Source organism: Pseudomonas sp. 4CAES_32.4 (assembly GCF_058136335.1).
Genome location: NZ_CM176882.1, coordinates 4,152,455 through 4,172,342, shown reverse-complemented (window position 1 = coordinate 4,172,342; position 19,888 = coordinate 4,152,455). Strand labels below are relative to the sequence as shown.

Here is a 19,888-nt window from a genome sequence, read left to right as displayed (position 1 = left end):
TCACTGAATGCATCCAATCAACCTGTGGGAGCTAGCCCTGCTGGCGATGGCGGCCTTCCAGCCGACCATTCTCCAACTGATTGCACTCGGTCTAATTGTGGGAGCTAGCCCTGCTGGCGATAGCGGCCTGACAGCCGACCAATTCTGCCGTCTTGCACAATCTTCTGTAGGCGCTGCCGAAGTCTGCGAACTTTTGCTCTGCCCCCCCGGTGTCAGGGTAGTTGTCGTGTCTCCGGTTTTTTAAAAAGCGTTCCGGGGGCGGCAAGAGTATGGTCATGCCTTTCTATTCACCTGAACGTAAAGCTGCACTGCTTAAAATGATGCTTCCGCCCCTGAATCTCTCAGCGGCGGAGGTCGCACGTCGTGAAGGCTGCAGCGACATGTCTCTCTTTTATTGGCGCAAGCAAGCTGCTGCCAGAGGCACTCAATTGTCCGACGCCAAGCAACCAGCAGAGAGTTGGTCCGCCGAATCGAAGCTGTCGATCATCATAGAAACCTCAGCTTTATCGGAGCTGGAAATCGGAGAATATTGCCGGCGAAAAGGCATTTTTCCTGAGCAGATTACTGATTGGCGTAACGCGTTTATCGCCAACAGCTCCAAGCAATCGGCTGTTAAAAATGTAAACGCCGGTCAGTCTCGAGACGATAAAAATCGCATCCGAGAACTGGAGCGTGAGCTGCGCCGCAAGGATGCCGCTTTGGCTGAAACCGCGGCTTTGTTGGTACTGCGAAAAAAGCTCAATGCCTACTGGGGGAGCGACGACGAGGACAACTGACCTTGTTGCCAGAACGGTATTTACTCGTTGGGTGGCTCAATGAAGCCATCTTGGCGGGCGCCCGCAGGGCGCCTGCTTGTCAGGAGGTAGGCATTTCACTGAGAACGCTGCAGCGATGGAACTTGCCGGAAGAAATCCTGGCAGATGGGCGTACAACGACGCTGAGGCCGATACCAAGCAACGCGCTCAGTGAGCTTGAGCGACAAGCCATCGTTACGCTGTGCAACAGCAAAATCTATGCGCATCTGCCGCCGTGCCAGATCGTGCCGCAGTTGGCCGACGAAGGGCGTTATGTGGCCTCGGAGGCAACTTTTTACCGTGTCTTGCATGCCGCAGGTCAGCAGCATCACCGCTCCCGAGCCAAGCGGCCGCATCGCCATGAGGCGCCAACCACTTACGCAGCAACATCGGCCAATCAGGTGTGGTCATGGGACATCACCTACCTGCCATCGCCGGTTCGGGGGAAGTTTTACTACCTCTATTTGATCGAGGATATCTATAGCCGCAAGGCTGTGGGCTGGGAAGTTTATGAAGCAGAGAGCGGTGAGAAGGCAGCAGCGTTGCTGCAACGAAGCGTGACTCAGGAGAAGTGCTGGCGCCAGCCGCTGGTGCTTCACTCGGACAACGGCGCGCCGATGAAATCGGTGACTCTACTGACCAAGATGTACGACTTGGGCATCACGCCGTCTCGCGGTAGACCACGAGTCAGCAACGATAACCCGTACTCGGAATCTCTGTTCAGGACGCTGAAATACTGCCCGCAGTGGCCGCAAGATGGGTTTGCCAGTCTGGATGACGCGCGTATCTGGGTGAGGAATTTTATGACCTGGTACAACACCGTGCACCGTCATAGCCGGATCCGCTTCGTGACACCGGCTCAACGCCATGACGGAAAAGATAAGGAAATCCTGGCACGTCGAGACAGGGTTTATGGGCTTGCACGTGAAAGAAAGCCGGAGCGATGGTTGCAGTGGTCTAATTTCCCCGGACACCCCGATAGGTGGAAAATACATCTATCGAGGAGTTATTCATGACCAAAAAACGCAGAGCATTCGACGACAGCTTCAAGCTGCAAGTCGTGAAGATGATCAAGGATCAGGGGCTAACCGTTATGCAGGTTTGCCAAGATCTGAACATTGGTGAGACAGCCGTTCGACGCTGGGTTCAACAGTACGAGGCAGAGCAACTGGGGCAGGCCGGAATCGGCAAGCCATTGACGGCAGAGCAACAGCGCATCCGGCAATTGGAACAGGAAAATCGCCAGCTCAAGATGGATAACGACATCTTAAAAAAGGCTACGGCCTTCTTTGCCCGCGAGCTGAAGTAAGGTATCGACTGGTTCGGCAGCTGCAACAGAAGGCCTATTCAGTGACACATGTCTGTCGGTTACTGAGCATCAGTCGCTCGGGCTTCTATGAGTCGCAAAAGCGTGCTGATGCGCCCGTCCGGCAGAGTTGTCCTGTCGTTGTGCAACTCAAGGCGTCTTTTGCCGAGAGTGGTGGCTGCTACGGCAGCCGGCCCTTGCGCGACGCTTTGCGCGGCAAAGGCCTGTCTGTTGGACTGTATAAAATCCGCCGTTTGATGCGTGCCAATGGGCTACGTTCGGCTTGGAAGCGCAAGTTTGTGCACACGACCGATAGCAATCATGATCTGCCGATTGCCGAAAATGTACTGAGCCGAAAATTTGATCCGGCGGCGCCAAACAAGGCTTGGGTGGCAGACATCACCTACATCCGCACCCGCAGTGGCTGGCTGTATCTGGCCGTGGTGTTGGACTTGTTTTCACGCAAGATCGTGGGCTGGTCGATGGCTCCGAACATGCCGGCAGAGCTGGTGTGCACTGCGATGCAACTGGCCATCGCACAGCGCCAACCGCCGCCAGGCCTGATTGCCCACTCGGATCGTGGCAGCCAATACGCGAGTGCAACTTACAGAGATTTACTGGCAAGAAACGACATGCAGCAGAGCATGAGCCGTAAAGGTAATTGCTGGGACAATGCGGTGATGGAACGCTTCTTCCTGAGCTTGAAAATGGAGCGGGTATGGCGACGTGACTATGCCAATCATACCGAAGCGATCCGCGACATCACCGAGTACATCGTTGGGTATTACAACAACGAACGGCTTCACTCGAAACTGGGATATCTGCCACCGACCGTCTATGAGCGGGCGATGGCGTCAAAACCACCTATCGAGGTGTCCGGAATTAGTTGACCACTGCAGGTCGGGTCAAACACGTAACTGGAATCCGATCGGCACGGTGTATCTGAACCCTGAAAGGGAGCTAACCGTAGTGGTAAAAGTCGCGTAGCGAAACGGTAGACGCGACAACTACCTTGAAAAACGCCGTTGCTTTTGATCTTGACCTTGATCTTCAACCCCTTCGGCAGGCCGAGCGAAGGTGTTCATCAGGGGGTGGGAGCGCAGCGACCGTGCGGCGCAGCCGCATTCATCGAGAGGAGGTGCAGCGAAGCAAACCGTAGGCGATGCCCCCTGATGGACACCGTAGCGAGGGAACACTGAGCCTCAGCGAAGTGCCGTACGCCGGGGGCAAGCTTTTTCGGTTACCTTTTCGGCGTTTGGAAAAGGTGACTCGCTGTAAGAGCGAAACCGCCAGCAGCGCCAGCCGAAGCAACGTATATGCCCCCAATCCCACTCCCAATCCCAAACCCCAAACAAAATCAAAAGATCGCAACCCGCGGCACCTCCTACACTGGTTATCAAGGCTTGCCCTCAAGCCTCAGACAACCACCCAAAAAGGAGTCTGTCCCATGCCCGATAGAAAATGCGACTGCCCCGGCTGCAAATGCACCATCAAGGAAGGCGATCATGCCTACGCCGTCCACGGCAAACACTACTGCTGCGAAGCCTGCGCCCACCACCACAAAAGTGGCGAAGAATGCTCAAGCAAAGGCTGCCATTGCGCCCATCCGAAATAACCGCGCGCATAAAAAAGTGGAGCCTAATCAGGCTCCACTTCCAGTTTCAAACTCGCATCATCCATGCGCTCGGTATGCCGCACCGTACCCTGTAACCGCCGGCCCTCAACCCGAACAACCACGGTTTTGGCCTGGTCGAGATCTTGCGGTAAAGGCGCGGGCACTTTCAGGGCAAAGCGATAGGGATCATCTTCCACGGCTTCCAGACCGACGCGACAGTCCACGCTCTTGATGATTCGCCCAAACAGCGTGTCGAGGCCGTAGTCCAGATGCGCCGGGCTGACGATGTTGCTCATGATGATTCCCCCGAATAATACCGATGGCCAGGCTGAGCTTAGCTGGTCGGTCGCCACACGACGTTTTCCACGCCGAATTTTTCTGCCATCGGTTTACTGGTCTTCTGCACCTTTTCCCGGCCAAATCGCGGGATCCGACCGACACCGGCATCGCAGCTAGCCCAGTGCCAAGCTTCGGCATTGTCCATTTTGTCCGAGCGGATAATGAACGACTTGGGTGCGCCGTGAAGGGTGTATTCGATGACGTAGAGTTTTGCGTTGTTCATAAAGCCCGTAATCCTCCCTGTGGTAATAGAAGGATCGCGGCGCACCGGGAAAATTCACTCGGATTGTCCGACGGTATCTATCGTTGGCGACGTGCGGATGCACTGGTTACCATGGCGCCTCCACCAACCCCAATGAATACTCGACATGGCCCTCGCCGCGCCCCCTGATCTCAGTGACACCGATGTGCCCGTGCAACGTGTCGCGCGCACCTATCCGCGTGGCTTGTTCATCGAGCCGCATGAGCATGTCTGGGGCCAGTTGTTGTATGCGATGAGCGGGGTGATGTGGGTCGAAACTCCCCATGAAGCGCTGGTGGTGCCGCCGCAGCGCGCGGTGTGGTTGCCGCCCGGTGTACCGCACGGGATTCGCGTGGTGTCGGATTTGCAGATGCGCAATATCTACCTGCGCCCGGCGCTGGCGACGACGCTGGATCAGACAGTGCAGGTGATCGAAGTCGGTGGTCTGCTGCGCGAATTGATCGTCGGGTTGGTGGAGCAGGGCGACAGTGGTGATCCGCAGTACTACGAGGCGCTGGTCGGGCTGGCGTTGCTGGAGCTGAAACGCGCCAGGCGTTCGCAGCTGAAGATTCCGTTGCCGGACGACTCCGATCGACGTTTGATGAATTTGTGTCAGGCGGTCATGGCGGCGCCGTCGCTGGAGATTTCGTTCGAGCAGCACGCGGAAAATGCCGGCGCCAGCGTGCGCACGTTGGCGCGGTTGTTCAAGGACAGCCTCGGCATGGGCTTCGCCGAATGGCGGCGGCAAGTGCAGCTGGCAACGGCGGTGGCGGAATTGATTCAGGGGGTGGCGGTGAGTGCGATTGCCCGGGAGTTGGGGTATTCACCGAGCAGTTTCAGCGACATGTTCCGCCGGGAGTTGGGTGTCGCTCCGTCACAGTTCACTCTGTAACGACACTTTATCCTGAACCTGCACAGAACTTTGTGGGAGCTGGCTTGCCAGCGATAGCGATGTGTCAGTCGATGACAAATGTCGGATGTACAGGCCTCATCGCTGGCAAGCCAGCTCCCACAGGGTTCTGTGGTGTGCATCCGATACTTGTCCGAAATTCAGAAGTCCTTGGCCGATGCCATCCCCGCCGATTCCCTAGACTCTGCCCATTCCCTTCAAACGGCAGAGTTCTCTCCATGAACTACCTGATTTCGCTGGCCATCGGTCTGGGCGTCGGCCTGTTGTACGGCGCGCTGGATTTCCGTTCCCCCGCACCGCCGGCCATCGCGCTGGTCGGTTTGCTCGGCATGCTCGCCGGTGAACAGTTGTGGCCGATGGGCCGGCAACTGGTCGCCGGTTGGATGTCCTGAATTTCCTTTTCTTCTTCGGTGAATCAATCCATGAAAGCACTGCAATTCGATAAAACCGGCGACCTATCCTCTCTGCATTTCGTCGATGTTCCGACCCCGGTGCCCGGCGCGGAAGAAGTGCTGGTGCAGATCAAGGCTGCAGGCCTGAACCCCAGCGACGTGAAAAACGTCCTCGGCCGATTCCCTTACACCACGCTGCCACGGATTCCCGGGCGCGATTTCGCGGGTGTGGTGGTCGAGGGGCCGCAAGCGCTGATCGGCCAGGAAGTCTGGGGCACTGGCCGTGAGTTGGGCTTTTTTGCCGATGGCTCCCACGCACAGTTCGTTAAATTGCCGGCCAACGGCGTCGCGCACAAACCGTCGCACCTGAGTTTTACCCAGGCTGCCAGCCTCGGCGTGCCGTACACCACGGCGTGGGATGCGCTGGAGCGCAGTCTGGTGACGGCTGACACCCGTCTGCTGGTGATCGGCGGCGGAGCGGTGGCCACGGCGGCACTGGCATTGGCCAAAGTGCGCGGCGCGCAAATCCTGGCGGCGGCGCGGCGTCCGGAGCAGGTCAAGGACTTGCAGGCGCAGGGTTACCAGACCATTCAGCTGGATAAACCCGAAGACCTCGGCGCGCAGGTTGATGCGGTGTATCGCGGCGGCGCCGACGTGATCTTCGACACCACCGGTTTCTGGCTGCCGGCCTCGGTGGCGGCGCTGGCCACGTTCGGCCGCATCGCGATTATTGCCGCGCCGGTCGACGGCCATGTGCAATTGCCGGCGCTGGCGTTGTATCGCAAGGGCGGCTCGGTGGTCGGGATCAACTCGTTGTTGTACGGCGTGGCAGCCTGCGCGGCGATGCTCGAGCAGTTCGGGCGCTTCTTCGATGAGGGTTTGTTGCCGTTGCCGCAAGGTTTGGTCGAGGCACCGTTGGCCGAGGGACTTGCGCGCTACGCCGATGTAAACCAGGGCAGCGGTGACAAGGTCATTCTCATTCCCTGATACACCTTGAATCTCATTGACACCCAGCAACCTGTGGGAGCTGGCTTGCCAGCGATAGCGTCAGTTCAGGTTACTTCTTCCTCCCCTGTTCCGCCGTCATCGCTGGCAAGCCAGCTCCCACAGGAATCTATGTTGGTCTTAAGAAGCAGGGACGCCGTTTTCCCAGGCTGACCAGTTTTTCAGGATGTCCTGCACCAATGGATTGCCTGCACGATAGAGATTCTCCAGCGCCGGGACGAAGCCACCCTGATCGGCGTACCTGAGCAGATTGTCCACTTCGCTGCCGCCCGGCTCAGGGCGGTCGAAGTCGGAACCGGCACGCACCACGGCGAGGCGCTGCACATCGACCAGGCCTTCGCGGCTGGCGCGTAACAGCGCTTCGTAGGTCGAGTTGTCTTCCTGTTGGGTGGTGCAGTATTCACCTTTGTCGTCGGTGAGCAACTTGGTCCAGACCTCGGCGCGCTCGCTCAACCGCGTACCGGAGAACCAGGTGTTGCCCGCCAGCGTGTCGCAGCGGGTGACGACGGGCGGCTGATTGGCCGGGGCAGAAGGATATTTCAGGCGCCACGCCGCCGATTCCTTGCTCTCGCTCAGTGCAACCTTGTGGCTCAGGGCGAATGCTTTGTCCTGCAGTTTCGCGTTCAGCTCAAACACTTCGGTCTTGTAGTCCAGCGGCGGCTTTTCGTTCGGGCCTTTTGTGTTGATGCCCAGATAACCGGTCGGCCAACTTGACGGCGCATCGCGTGAATCGATCTCCCATTGCGTGCCGAATTCCACCAGATAATGCGCCCATGCGGCGGTGCCGATGGTCCCGTGTTTCGGGCTGATCCCGGCGATGCCGGCAATCAGGAAGTAGCTTTTGCGCAGGTCGAATTTAGGTGACAGCGCCAGCGCCAAGGTCGACGCGGCGGCGTTGGTCTGGCCCATGCCGGTGGTCAGCAGGCACACCTGTTGCGCGTTGCAGCGGATGCTCGGGTACTCGGCGGACAGGCCCGACACGCGGATTTCCTGTTTCAGTTCCAGGCGATCAATCCAGTTTTGCGCCTCGGGGGCGAACATGGTGATCAGCACCACTTTCGGTTGGATCGGCGCTTCGACCGCCCAAGCGGTGGAAGAGAGCAGGGCCAAACCGGCCAGGGTCAAACGCGTCATTGCTTGCATGAAACCTCCTGAACATCAGAATTGATAACCAACGCCGGCGTAATAACCCCACCCATTGGAACGGGCGCGGAAATCACCGTCGCCAAAATTCAGCTCGCTGCCGTCCTCCCAGTTGCCGCCGTTGTGGAAGTAACGCCCCACCAAGGTGAAGCGCAAATGGGTGAAGGAGTAGAGCAATACGTTAGTGGCCACCGTTGCGTTGGCGGTGCGCGCCGGGTTGTCCTTGTGGATATCCGAGCCGAAATCGAAGTTGGTGAAACCGATGTAGGTCAGCGAGGCACCGTTGCTGAATTTGTCGATGGGGATGATGTATTTCAGCTGCGCGCGGTAGCCGTCCCACGAATATTCGTTGCTCGCACCGTAGTTTTCCCATTGATAGCGACCGTAGAGGTTGGCCGACAGGTTGACTCGCGAGTAAGTGTCGATGTCGGTGCCGAAGCCGCTGTAGAGGGTGTTGGCGCGATTTTCCTTGCGGCTGCCGTGATCGTAGATCCAGTCGAACGCCACATACCATTCCTTGAACGGACCAATGGCCAGGCTGCGCCCGGCGAGGTAGTCGATGGAGATGCGCGGTTCGTGTTCCATGAACACCGGCGAGCCGTGATCCCACACGCCTTTGTCGTGGCTGTTGCCGATGTTGAAGATCTTCGGGATGTCGATGTAGCCGTACAGTTCGAATGGACCTTTGCGTCCGAAGTACTCGTATTCCAGATAGATGTCGTCGGACGGTTGCGGGCCGAAGCTGATGTCTTTGCTGCCGATCAGCATCAAGTCCTGGTTGTACCAGTCCGACAGATACGCGCCTTGTTTCGGCGGGCTGGCTTCGGGGCTGAGGGCTTCGCCCTGGGCTGATTCTTCCGGCAGTGCGGGTTGGGCAAAAGCGCTGCAGCTGAGAAATCCGGTAACGCCGGTCAGTAGCAACGAAACAGCAAGCGTGCGCGCGAAAGGTGCGCGGAAAGGCGAGGCGGCGTGCATTCAAAGTCCTTTTTTGCGGATCGAGGCCCGTGTTCCGTGGGCTTGTACGGTTTTGTGACGAAAACGCCGGGATTGACGTTACGCAAACGTTTGCACAAGGCGTACCAAATCCTTCAATAGGCTGAAAAATCGAGCCTTTCGCTGTATTTCCTGCTTGATCGGTCAGACGCGGTTTTTCAATCGCTACTGTCCCTGTGGGAGCGAGCCTGCTCGCGAACGCTACCTGGCAGAAAAATATTGGCTAGCTGACCCACCGCGTTCGCGAGCAGGCTCGCTCCCACAGGTGTTGTATCGCTCTCAGGACCAATGCTAGCTGGCTGAAACCCCTATTCCAGACCGCTCTAGCACCAAAGTATTAACACCATTTAACCAATGCCCCATCGCAGGGCGTCGACTAGCGTGTGTCAGGAACAGAACGGTTTTGTGATGACCGTCGCAGTCTTGATTCGCGTGTCGAATAAGCCCGCCGCTTGCTCCACGCGCCTTCAAGGAAGAATTAGGCCACTACAAGGAGTAACCCGTGGAAGCAAGGTTTGGTGTCGCCCGCATTTCGCGTTTTTCCCCACTTTCCCTTGCTGTGCATCTGAGCGTCGCCGGACTGTTGTTCGGCGGGTTCAGCGCACCGGCGCTGGCCACATGCTCCACGGCAGGTTCAATCGTGACGTGTACGGGGGTGCCGCCACTGCCACTGGTTCCCAACGACTTCGCCAGTGCCACGAACAACCTGACGGTCAACGTCAACAGCGGCGCGCAGATGAACGCGACCCTTGGCGGGCATGTCATGGACCTGACGGGGGTCAACATTACCCTGAACAACTCCGGCATCATGGATCCGGCAGTCCTTGGTCTGATATCGGTGTTGAGCGGCGGTGCATTTATCGGAAACGGCGCGACCAGCACGGTCAATGTGCTCAACAATACGGGCGCGATCATGCGCGGTACCGGCATGTTGCTTGGGCTTAACCTGACCAGCGTCAATGGCCTGGCCATCGCGGTGAACAACGCCGCTACCGGCACCACCAGCATCACCAACAACGGCACCATCACCTCGACCGGCCTGTCGATTGGCGGCATCACCCTGGCCGATACCCCGGTGATCGGCGTCTACGGTGGCTCGCAGGTCAACATGACCAACGGCAGCACCGGCGTCATCAACGGCCGGATCGCGTTCGAAAAGTCGGCGGCAGGCAACACCTTCACCAACGCCGGTGCGATTACCGGCGGTGTGTCGATGGGGGCGGCGAGCACCAACACCTTCACGGCAGTGACCGGTTCTTCGGTGCAGGTCGGTGACGGCGTGCAGATCAGTGTCGGCCTTGGGGGGCTGGTCAATATCAACCTGACGTTCGCCCCGACCGGCACGGTGGATGGCGGCGCGGGCGGCACCAACAGCCTGATCCTGCAAAACCCGGCGGGTGTCGGCGGCGGTATCACCGGGACTGGCACGGCGTCGAGCGCCACTTATGTCAACTTCAACAACCTCACGATCAACAGCGGCACGTGGACGTTGCAGGGGCCGTTGGTCAGTGGGGCGACCACGCTCAATGGCGGTATCGCCAATTTCAACAACAACGCCACGTTCGGTAGCGGTGTGCTTACGTCCAACGGCGGGGTTCTTCAGGCCAGCAATGCCGGGTTGAACATTGCCAACCTGATCTCCCTCGGTGCCGGCGGCGTCACGGTGCAAGGCACCAACGCGACCACCCTGAGTGGGGTGATTTCCGGCAGCGGTGGCTTGAGCAAAATCGGTTCAGGTCAATTGACGCTCAGTGCTGCCAACACCTATCTGGGCAACACCACGCTCAATGGCGGCACGGTGCAGTTGGGCAATAATCAGGCGTTCAGTACCGGCACGCTCAACGTCACCGGCGCGACAACATTGAGCGCACCGGGCACGATCAGCCTGGCCAACGCCATCAGTCTCGGCGGCACCTTGACCGCCGGCGGCACCGGCGCACTGACCCTCGGCGGCCTGATCAGCGGCAGCAGCGGCCTGACCAAAACCGGCACCGGCAGCCTGACCGTCAGCGGTGCCAACACCGGGTTCACCGGCACCACCACCCTCAGCGCCGGCAGCTTGCTGGTGACCAATAACAACTCGCTGGGCAGCGGTGCGCTGAACACCGCCGCCGGCACCAGCCTGGACAGCACCACCAACGTGACGCTGGCCAATAACATCGGCATGACCGGCGCGCTCAACGTGCTTGGCAGCAATGCCTTGACCCTCGGCGGCGTGTTGAGCGGCACCGGCGGCATCACCAAATCCGGCGCTGCCAGCCTGACCCTGACCGGCAACAACACTAACTCAGGCAACACCGCGCTCAATGCCGGCACATTGTTCGTCGGCAGCAACACCGCGCTGGGGACCGGCGCGCTGAGTGCGGCAGCAGGCACCACGCTGGATGCGACCACAGCAGTGACACTGGCCAATGCCGTCGCACTGGCGGGAGGGGTGACCATTGGCGGCACCCAGGCGTTGGGCCTGAGCGGCGTCGTCAGCGGCGCCGGCAACCTGATCAAAAATGGCACCGCCAACCTGAGCCTCAGCGGCAACAACACCTTCTCCGGTGGCACTGCGCTGAATGCCGGCACGCTGATTGTCGGCTCCAACACCGCGCTCGGCACTGGCGCGTTGACCACAGCGGCAGGCACCACCCTCGACGCCAGCACGGCGGTGGCGCTGACCAACGCGGTCTCGCTCGGCGGAAATCTCAACGTCGGCGGCAGCGCCAACCTGACCCTTGGCGGCATTGTCAGCGGCAGCGGCGGGTTGACCAAAAACGGCGCGGCCAACCTGATTCTCAACGGCGCCAACACCTTCCTCGGTGCCGTCGCGCTGAACGCGGGCACCATCACCGCAGGGGCCAACGCGGCGCTGGGTAGTGGCAACATCACCGTCGGCGGCGTGGCGACGCTCGACAGCAATGCAGCGGTAACGCTGAACAACAACATCATTGTCAACGACACGCTGAGGATTGGCGGCAGCAACGCGCTGACCCTCGGCGGCGTCATCAGTGGCACCAGCCAATTGGTGAAAAACGGCACTGCCAATCTCACCCTCAATGGGGTCAATACTCACAGCGGCGGTGTCGTGCTCGATGCCGGCAGCCTGACCGTCGGCAATGGCGCAGCATTGGGCACTGGCGCTTTGACGGTGGAAGGCGCAGGCACCCTCAACAGCAGCTCTGCCGTTACCCTGAACAATAATGTGATTCTCAACGCCAACCTCACGGCGGGCGGCGCCAATGCACTGGCCCTCGGCGGTGTCATCAGCGGCAGCAATGGCCTGATCAAGACCGGTGCATCGAGTCTTACGCTTACCGGGAATAACACCTACACCGGCACCACCGCGCTGAACGCCGGTTCGCTGATTGTCGGCTCCAATACCGCCCTCGGCACCGGCACACTGAACGCCTCGAACGGCACCACACTCGATGCCAGCACCGCCGCGACGCTGGCCAACAACGTCAACCTCTCCGGCACTCTATCTGTAGGCGGCACCAATGCGCTGACCCTCGGTGGCGTGGTCGCCGGTATTGGTGGACTGACCAAGAACGGCGCTGCCGACCTGACCCTCAACGGCGCCAATACTTATTTTGGCAACACCGCGCTGAACACCGGCAAACTCATCGTCGGCAGCAACACCGCATTGGGCTCCGGAACGTTGAACGCCGCGGCCAACACCACGCTGGACGCCAACACCGCAGTCAGCCCGAACAATGCTGTCGCGCTGGCCGGTGCGCTGAACATCGGCGGCACGGCGAACATGACCCTGACCGGTCTGGTCAGCGGCGCCGGCAGTCTGGTGAAAAACGGCGCGGCCAATCTGATCCTCAACGCTGCCAACAATTACCTTGGCGGCACCACGCTGAACGCCGGCACACTGACCGTCGGCAACAGTTCGGCGTTGGGTTCTGGCGCATTGACCGTCGCTGGCGCGGCGACGCTGGACAGCAACTCGCCGCTGGTCAGCCTCAACAACGCTGTCGCCCTGAATGCCGGACTGACCGTGGGCGGCACGCAGAACCTGACCCTCGGCGGCGTCACCAGCGGCACCGGTCAACTGATCAAGAACGGTACGGCCAACCTGACCCTCAACGGCAATAACAGCTTCAGCGGCGGCACCACACTCAATGCCGGCACGCTGACTTTGGGCAATGCCAACGGCCTCGGCAGCGGCGCGTTGGTCGTCGGCGGTGCGGCGACTTTGGACAACAGCGCCTCGTTTGGTATCGGCAACGCCATTACCTTGAACGCCGGGCTGACCGTCGCTGGCAATAACGATTTGAGCCTGAACGGCATCATCGACGGTGCCGGCAGCCTGACCAAAAACGGCCTGTCGGATCTGGCCCTGGCCGGCAACAACACCTTTACCGGCGCGCTGAACATCGTCTCCGGCAGCGTCACCACGCTCAACAACAACGCCTTGGGCAATACCTCCGGCGTCAACATCAGTGCCGGCGCCGGGCTCAATCTGGGCAGCAACGCCAGCCTCGGTGCGCTGACCGGCAGCGGCAGTGTGCAACTGACCGGCAGCAACCTGCTGACCGTCGGCAGCGGCGACGTCACCAGCACCTTCGACGGCGATCTCAGCGGCAGCGGCGGCCTGGTCAAAGTCGGCACCGGCACCTTGAACCTCACCGGGATCAACGGCATCACCGGCAACACCGCGATCAATGGCGGTACAGTCGATCTCAGCGGTTCGCTGGCCAGCGCGCAGGTCAACGTGAATACCGGCGGCACCCTGACCGGCACCGGTTCGGCGATTGGTAGCGTCAACATCAACAGCGGCGGCCATCTGGCGTTGGCGTCGGGCAACCAACTGTCGGCAAGTGCGCTGACCCTCGCGGCCGGCAGCAACGTCGATGTCGCATTGGGCACACCGTCGACCACCTCGCTGATGAACGTCGGCGGCAATCTCACTCTCAACGGCAACCTCAACGTCACTGATGCCGGCGGTTTTGGTGTCGGCGTGTACCGCCTGTTCAACTACACCGGCGCGCTGACCAATTTCGGCCTGGACGTTGCCAGTGTGCCGGTCGGTTACGGCCTCGGCGATCTGCTGGTGCAGACCGGCGTGGCCAATCAGATCAACATTCAAGTCTCGGCACCGAACGTCAACATCCGTTACTGGGACGGCAGCCAGACCATTGCCAACGGCGTGGTCGATGGTGGCAGCGGTACGTGGAACGCGGTCGGCACCAACTGGACCGATGCCAACGGTCTGGTCAACCAACCATGGGCCGGCGATTTCGCAGTGTTCCAGGGCACCGCCGGCACGGTGACGGTGAATGGCACGCAAGCCTTCACTGGCATGCAGTTCCTTACCGACGGCTACAACGTGGTCAACGGTGCAGCGGGGCAACTCACCGCCGTCAACGGCACCGGCGGCACCACTTCGTTGCGCGTCGATCCGGGCGTGACCGCGACCATCAATGCCAATATCGATGGCAGCGGCATTCTCAATAAACTCGACAGCGGCACGCTGGTACTCGGTGGCGCCAATGCCTACACCGGTGGCACGCAACTGGACGGTGGCAAAATCATCGTCGGCAGCAACACCGCGCTCGGCACCGGCACGTTGACCGCGAACGCGGGTACGCAACTGGACAGCAACGCCGCAGTGACCCTGGCCAACGCCGCGACGCTCAACGGCAACCTGACCATCGTCGGCAGCAATGCGCTGACGCTGAATGGTGTGATCGGCGGGACCGGTGGCCTGATCAAAACCGGCACGGCCAACCTGACCCTCGGCGGCAACAACGCCTTCCTCGGCCCGGTGGCGCTGAATGCCGGTGGACTGATTCTGGCGTCGAACTCGGCGCTGGGCTCCGGCACGTTGAACGCTGCCGGCGGCACCACGCTGGACGCGAGCACGGCGGTATCGGTGAACAACGCGGTCAATCTGGCCGGCAACCTCGGCATCGTTGGTACATCGGATCTGACCCTGGCCGGGACGGTCAACGGCGCCGGTAGCCTGAGCAAAAACGGCGCATCAAACCTGACGCTGAGCGGCAACAACAACTTCCTCGGCGGCACCACCCTCAACGCCGGTACGTTGACCGCCGGCAGCAACTCGGCGCTGGGTCTGGGCAACCTTACCGTGGCGGGCGCCTCGGCGCTGGACAGCAACAGTGCGCTGAGTGTGGGCAATAACGTGGTGCTCAACGCCAATCTGAGCAACACCGGCAGCAATAACCTGACCCTGGCCGGTGTCGTCAGCGGTGCGGGCGGATTGATCAAGAACGGCGCGTCGAATCTGACGCTCAATGGCATCAATACTTACACCGGCGGCACCACGCTTAACGCGGGCACGTTGACCCTCGGCACGGGCGCGGCTCTGGGCAGCGGCGCGCTGACCGTGGCCGGCGCTTCGACACTCGACAACACCGCGCCACTGGTGCTGGCCAACAACCTCAACGTCAACGCGAATCTGGCGCTTGCCGGTAACAACAACCTGACCCTCGGCGGCATCGTTGCCGGCGCTGGCACGTTGACCAAAAACGGTCTGGCCGACGTGACCCTGAGCGGCAACAACACCTTCAGCGGCACTTTCGATGTGCTCGCCGGCAGTCTGACCACACTGAGTGGCGCGGCGCTGGGCAACAATGCCACGGTCAATCTCGCCGGCGGTGCGGCGCTCAATCTCGGCGCCTCGGGCAGCCTCGCCAGCCTCACCGGCAGTGGCACTGCGCTGATCGGCACTGGCAACACGCTGAGCCTCGGTGGCAACAATATCAGCAGCACCTTCGCCGGCATCCTCAGCGGCGACGGCGGCCTGAGCAAACTCGGCAGCGGCACCCTGACCCTCAGCGGCATTAGCGACCTGACCGGTGACACCAACGTCAATGCCGGCACCTTGCAAGTCGATGGCTCGCTGGCCAGCGGCAATGTGCTGGTCAACAGCGGCGGTACTCTCGGTGGCAGCGGCACCTTGACAGGTGCCGTGACGGTGGCCGATGGCGGTCATCTGGCGGGCGTCACCGGCAGCACGCTGAACGTGAGTTCGCTGGTGTTCAACGGCAACTCCAACTTCGATGTTGGCCTCGGCACTCCGGTGTCCGGCGGCGGCAACGCGCTGGTCAATGTCGGCGGCAACCTGACCCTCGACGGCACCCTCAACGTCACTGACATCGGTGGTTTCGGCAGCGGCGTGTATCGCCTGATCAACTACACCGGCGGCCTGACCGACAACGGCATGCTGATCGGCAGCGTGCCGGGCAGCGTGACCCCGGGCGACCTGACCCTGCAAACCGCGCTGGCCAATCAGATCAATCTGCTGGTGACCGCACCGGGCGTGACCGTGCAATTCTGGGACGGCAATCAACTGGTGGCCAATGGTTCGGTCGAAGGCGGCAGCGGTACCTGGGGCACGGGCACCACCAACTGGACCGACGTCAACGGCACCACCAACCAGGCCTGGACCAACAACTTCGCGGTGTTCCAGGGCGCGGCTGGCACGGTCACCGTCAACGGCGCGCAAACCATCACCGGCCTGCAGTTCGTCACCGATGGCTACAGCCTGGTGAACGGCACGGCGGGTTCGCTGAATCTGGTCAACGGGTCGATGGGCAATGCCACGGTGCGGGTTGACCCGAATGCCACGGCAACCATTGGTGTCGCGCTCAATGGCAGCGGCACGCTGGGCAAATACGACACCGGCACGCTGGTGCTCAACGCGGCCAATGGCTACACCGGCGGCACGGCGCTCAATGGCGGCAAGATTGTCGTCGGCAACAACGCCGCGCTCGGCACCGGTGTCCTGACCGCCGCCGATGGCACTGCGCTGGACAGCAACACCGCCGCGACCTTGGCCAATGATGTGGTGGTCAACGGTGGCTTGACCGTCGCTGGTTCCAATGTGCTGACCCTGGATGGCGATGTCAGCGGCAGCGGCAGCCTGATCAAGACCGGTGCTTCGAGCCTGACCCTCAACGGCAATAACAGTTACAGCGGCGGCACGCAGCTCAACGCCGGCACGCTGATCCTCGGCAACAACAGCGCGATCAGCAGCGGTGCCTTGAACGTGACCGGCAACGGCAGTCTCGACAGCACCTCGGCGCTGCAGTTGGCCAACACGATCAATCTGGGCGGGCAATTGACCCTCGCTGGCAACCAGGACACTACGCTGATCGGCGCTGTCACTGGCGCTGGCAGTCTGGTGAAAAATGGCGCAGGCGATCTCACCCTCAGCGGCGCCAACACCTACAGCGGCGGCACCACGCTGAACGGCGGCAGCACATTCGGCGACACCAGCAGCCTGCAAGGTGCAATCGTCAACAATGCCACGCTGACCTTCGAGCAGAATGCCGATGGCAGCTACACCGGTAACCTCACTGGCGCCGGCACGCTGAACAAAACCGGCAGCGGTGACTTGCTCCTGACCGGCAACAACGGCTTCACCGGTAACACCTCGGTGCAAGCCGGCAGCCTGCTGGTCAATGGCACGCTCAACAGTGCCAACGTCAACGTTGCCAGCGGCGCAAGCGTCGGCGGCAGCGGCCAGTTCGGCGGCGCGGTGCAACTGGCCAACGGCGCGACGCTGGTCGGTGGCGGCACAGCAACGCCGCTGTCGGTGGGTGCGCTGGCGTTGTCGTCGGGGACCAATCTGGACTTCACTCTCGGTTCGGCGACCAGTTCGACCACCGTGGTCAACGTGGCCGGCAACCTGACCCTCGACGGCACGCTCAACGTCAGCAATGCCGGCGGCTTCGGTACCGGCGTCTATCAACTGTTCAACTATGGCGGCAGCCTGACTGACAACGGTCTGGTCTACGGCAGCCTGCCGGTGTCGGCGTCCAATCTCACCTTGCAGACGGCGATTGCCAATCAGATCAACCTGCTGGTGCAAGGCACGCCGGGTGAAGTGCAGTTCTGGAACGGTGACAAGACCAATCCGGATGGCAGCATCGGCGGCGGCAGCGGCGTGTGGGGGCCAGGCACTAACTGGACTGATCCGAACGGCACTCAGGCGCTCGCGTCGAACGGTCAGTTCGCGGTGTTTGGCGGGCAGGGTGGCACGGTCACTGTGCAGGGCAATCAGAACTTCACCGGCCTGCAATTTCTGGCCAATGGCTACAGCCTGACCCCAGGTGCCGGCGGCACGCTGACACCGGTCAACGGGCCGGACGGCAGCCTCGCACCGGTTCGGGTCAACAGTGGCGGCAGTGCGGAAATCTCTGTGCCGCTGGTGGGCACTGGCGGCATCGAGAAACTCGATTCCGGCACATTGGTATTGAGCGGCGCCAACACTTACAGCGGTGGCACCACGGTCAGCGGCGGTACGCTGATCGGTAACACCACCAGCCTGCAGGGCAACATCCTCAACAACGCCTCACTGTTGTTCCTGCAGAATTTCAATGGGCAATTCAATGGATCGCTGAACGGGCTGGGCGCGATGCTCAAACGCGGTAGCGGCACCTTGCTGTTGACCGGCGATAACCCGTTCAGCGGCACCGTGGCGGTCGATCAAGGCATGTTGCAAGTCGGTAGCCGCAGCGCGCGGGCCTCGCTCGGTGGGCAAGTCACCGTGGCAAACGGCGCTGCGCTGAGCGGTAACGGCAGCGTTGGCTCGGTGGTCAACCACGGTGTGGTGCAATCCGGCGCCGAAGCGGGCACGTTGAGTGTCGCCGGCAACCTGACCAACGCCGCCGACGGTGTACTGGCGCTGACCATCAGTTCGCCAACCGCCACGCCATTGGCCGTCGGTGGCACCGCGACCCTGGGCGGCGCGTTGCAGGTGAATTCGCTGGCTCCGTTCACCGGCAACACCACTTACTCGGTGATTACGGCGGGTGGTGGTGTGATCGGCACGTTCAGCGCTGCGGACCTGCCGCAATACGCGTTCCTCGATTCGGCACTGGTGTATGACGCCAACGCGGTGAACCTGGTGGTCAGCCGCAATGGCAACTCGTTCGCCGATGTCGCCGCCACCAAGAACCAGCGCAACACCGCACTGGCGCTGATGCGCAATGGTGCGGCAGGGGCGACGTTGCAAAACGAAATCGTCAACCTCAGCGTCGCTGGTGCGCGCAATGCCTTCGACAGCCTGTCCGGAGAAATCCACGCCAGCACCGCCAGCGCCATCCTCGAGGATTCGCGCTACGTGCGTGACGCGGTCAACGACCGTATGCGCCAGCCATCGTGCAGCGCGGCGGATGATCCACGCCGCGCCCTGGCGCCGAGCGATAACCAGTTGAGCAGCAGCGGTTGCCACGGCGAAATGGTCGGCTGGGCCCGCGCACTCGGCGCTTGGGGTGAGTCGGACGGCGACAGCAATAGCGCCAGCCTCGACCGCAACCTCAGCGGCTTCATGCTCGGCACCGACAAGCAGCTCGATGACCAGTGGCGCGTGGGCATGGCCGCCGGTTACACCCGCAGCGACCTCGACGCCCACGACCGTCGTTCGGACGCGACCGTTGAAAGCTACCACTTGGCGGCCTACCTCAACTCGCAGTTCGATGCACTGGCGGTGCGCCTCGGCGCGGCTTACAGCTGGCACGACATCGAAACCAAACGCGACGTCAGCGTCGGCAGCTACAACGACCGTCTGGAAGCCAATTACGATGCGCGTAGCGCTCAGGTGTTCGGTGAAGTCGGCTACACGATTGAAGCCGGCGGCATTGCCCTGGAACCGTTCGCCGGTCTGGCCTACGTCAACTACGACACCGACAAGGCCAAGGAGAAGGGCGGAGTAGGGCGCCTGGAGGCCGATGCCGATCAGGACATCACCTTCTCGACCCTCGGCGTGCGCGCCGGCAAAGTCATCACCCTGGCCAACGGCGGGCAATTCACCCCGCGCGCGGCCATCGGCTGGCGGCATGCCTTCGGCGACACCAAGCCTGACGCCGACCTGACCTTCATCGACGGCGGTGCCTCGTTCAGCACCCAAGGCGTGCCGATTGCCAAGGACAGCGCGATTGTCGAAGCGGGCGTGGACTTCCAGATCAGCCCGACCGGCAAGCTCGGCGTCGGTTATTCGGGGCAACTGTCGAACGACAGCAACGACCATGCGATGACCATCAGCTTCAGCCTTGGCTTCTGATTTAGGGTCGAAGTACTTTTAGCCGCCCGTGAGGGCGGTTTTTTTTAAGATCAAAAGATCGCAGCGTTCGGCAGCTCCTACATGGGATTTGTGTAGGCGCTGCCGCAGGCTGCGATCTTTTGAT

10 protein-coding genes and 1 pseudogene are annotated in these 19,888 nt (G+C 61.2%); 7 read left to right on the top strand and 4 right to left on the bottom strand.

Annotated features, from left to right (window positions below; genetic code table 11):
• Positions 1 to 275: 275 nt before the first annotated feature.
• The 3 genes and pseudogenes from AC3Y64_RS18710 to AC3Y64_RS18700 all read left to right on the top strand — a co-directional run.
• A pseudogene (locus AC3Y64_RS18710) lies at positions 276 to 1,741 on the top strand (IS3 family transposase); the annotation flags it as partial.
• A gap of 65 nt (positions 1,742 to 1,806) precedes the next feature.
• Positions 1,807 to 2,990 (top strand): IS3 family transposase gene (locus AC3Y64_RS18705; RefSeq protein ID WP_489984471.1). Its coding sequence is split into 2 segments (ribosomal slippage): positions 1,807 to 2,071 and positions 2,071 to 2,990, totalling 1,185 coding nucleotides; the frame shifts between segments, so codons are not numbered across the junction.
• Positions 2,991 to 3,547: 557 nt separating this feature from the next.
• The gene (locus tag AC3Y64_RS18700; protein ID WP_082355407.1) at positions 3,548 to 3,715 is read left to right on the top strand and encodes a metallothionein; all 168 of its coding nucleotides are present in this window, start codon (positions 3,548 to 3,550) and stop codon (positions 3,713 to 3,715) included.
• Positions 3,716 to 3,738: 23 nt separating this feature from the next.
• On the opposite strand, the gene AC3Y64_RS18695 is transcribed toward AC3Y64_RS18700, so the two are convergent.
• Positions 3,739 to 4,011, bottom strand: a complete 273-nt coding sequence (locus tag AC3Y64_RS18695; protein WP_489984825.1) for a hypothetical protein — start codon at positions 4,009 to 4,011, stop codon at positions 3,739 to 3,741.
• A gap of 38 nt (positions 4,012 to 4,049) precedes the next feature.
• The gene (locus AC3Y64_RS18690; RefSeq protein WP_158953342.1) at positions 4,050 to 4,277 is read right to left on the bottom strand and encodes a DUF6555 family protein; all 228 of its coding nucleotides are present in this window, start codon (positions 4,275 to 4,277) and stop codon (positions 4,050 to 4,052) included.
• A 145-nt stretch (positions 4,278 to 4,422) separates the two neighbouring features.
• Here AC3Y64_RS18690 and AC3Y64_RS18685 point away from each other — a divergent pair, with 145 nt between their 5' ends.
• The 3 genes from AC3Y64_RS18685 to AC3Y64_RS18675 all read left to right on the top strand — a co-directional run bounded on the left by AC3Y64_RS18685 (position 4,423) and on the right by AC3Y64_RS18675 (position 6,584).
• Positions 4,423 to 5,187: an AraC family transcriptional regulator gene (locus tag AC3Y64_RS18685; RefSeq protein ID WP_489984824.1), complete on the top strand. Its 765-nt coding sequence runs from the start codon at positions 4,423 to 4,425 to the stop codon at positions 5,185 to 5,187.
• A gap of 236 nt (positions 5,188 to 5,423) precedes the next feature.
• Positions 5,424 to 5,597 carry a DUF1427 family protein gene (locus tag AC3Y64_RS18680; protein ID WP_489984823.1) on the top strand — a complete coding sequence of 58 codons (174 nt, stop codon included), beginning with the start codon at positions 5,424 to 5,426 and terminating at the stop codon, positions 5,595 to 5,597.
• Between the two features lie 30 nt (positions 5,598 to 5,627).
• Positions 5,628 to 6,584 (top strand): quinone oxidoreductase family protein, encoded by a 957-nt coding sequence (locus AC3Y64_RS18675; protein ID WP_489984822.1) that lies wholly within the window; start codon positions 5,628 to 5,630, stop codon positions 6,582 to 6,584.
• 138 nt (positions 6,585 to 6,722) lie between these two features.
• Here the strand turns inward: AC3Y64_RS18675 and AC3Y64_RS18670 are convergent, their stop codons facing one another.
• Together AC3Y64_RS18670 and AC3Y64_RS18665 are read right to left on the bottom strand one after the other, a co-directional pair.
• On the bottom strand, positions 6,723 to 7,745 hold the full coding sequence (locus AC3Y64_RS18670; protein ID WP_489984821.1) for a purine-nucleoside phosphorylase: 1,023 nt from the start codon (positions 7,743 to 7,745) through the stop codon (positions 6,723 to 6,725).
• Positions 7,746 to 7,760: 15 nt separating this feature from the next.
• The gene (locus tag AC3Y64_RS18665) at positions 7,761 to 8,720 is read right to left on the bottom strand and encodes a nucleoside-specific channel-forming protein Tsx (protein WP_489984820.1); all 960 of its coding nucleotides are present in this window, start codon (positions 8,718 to 8,720) and stop codon (positions 7,761 to 7,763) included.
• A 520-nt stretch (positions 8,721 to 9,240) separates the two neighbouring features.
• Here AC3Y64_RS18665 and AC3Y64_RS18660 point away from each other — a divergent pair.
• Positions 9,241 to 19,764, top strand: coding sequence for an autotransporter-associated beta strand repeat-containing protein (locus AC3Y64_RS18660; RefSeq protein ID WP_489984819.1), 10,524 nt, complete (start codon positions 9,241 to 9,243; stop codon positions 19,762 to 19,764).
• Positions 19,765 to 19,888: the final 124 nt, after the last annotated feature.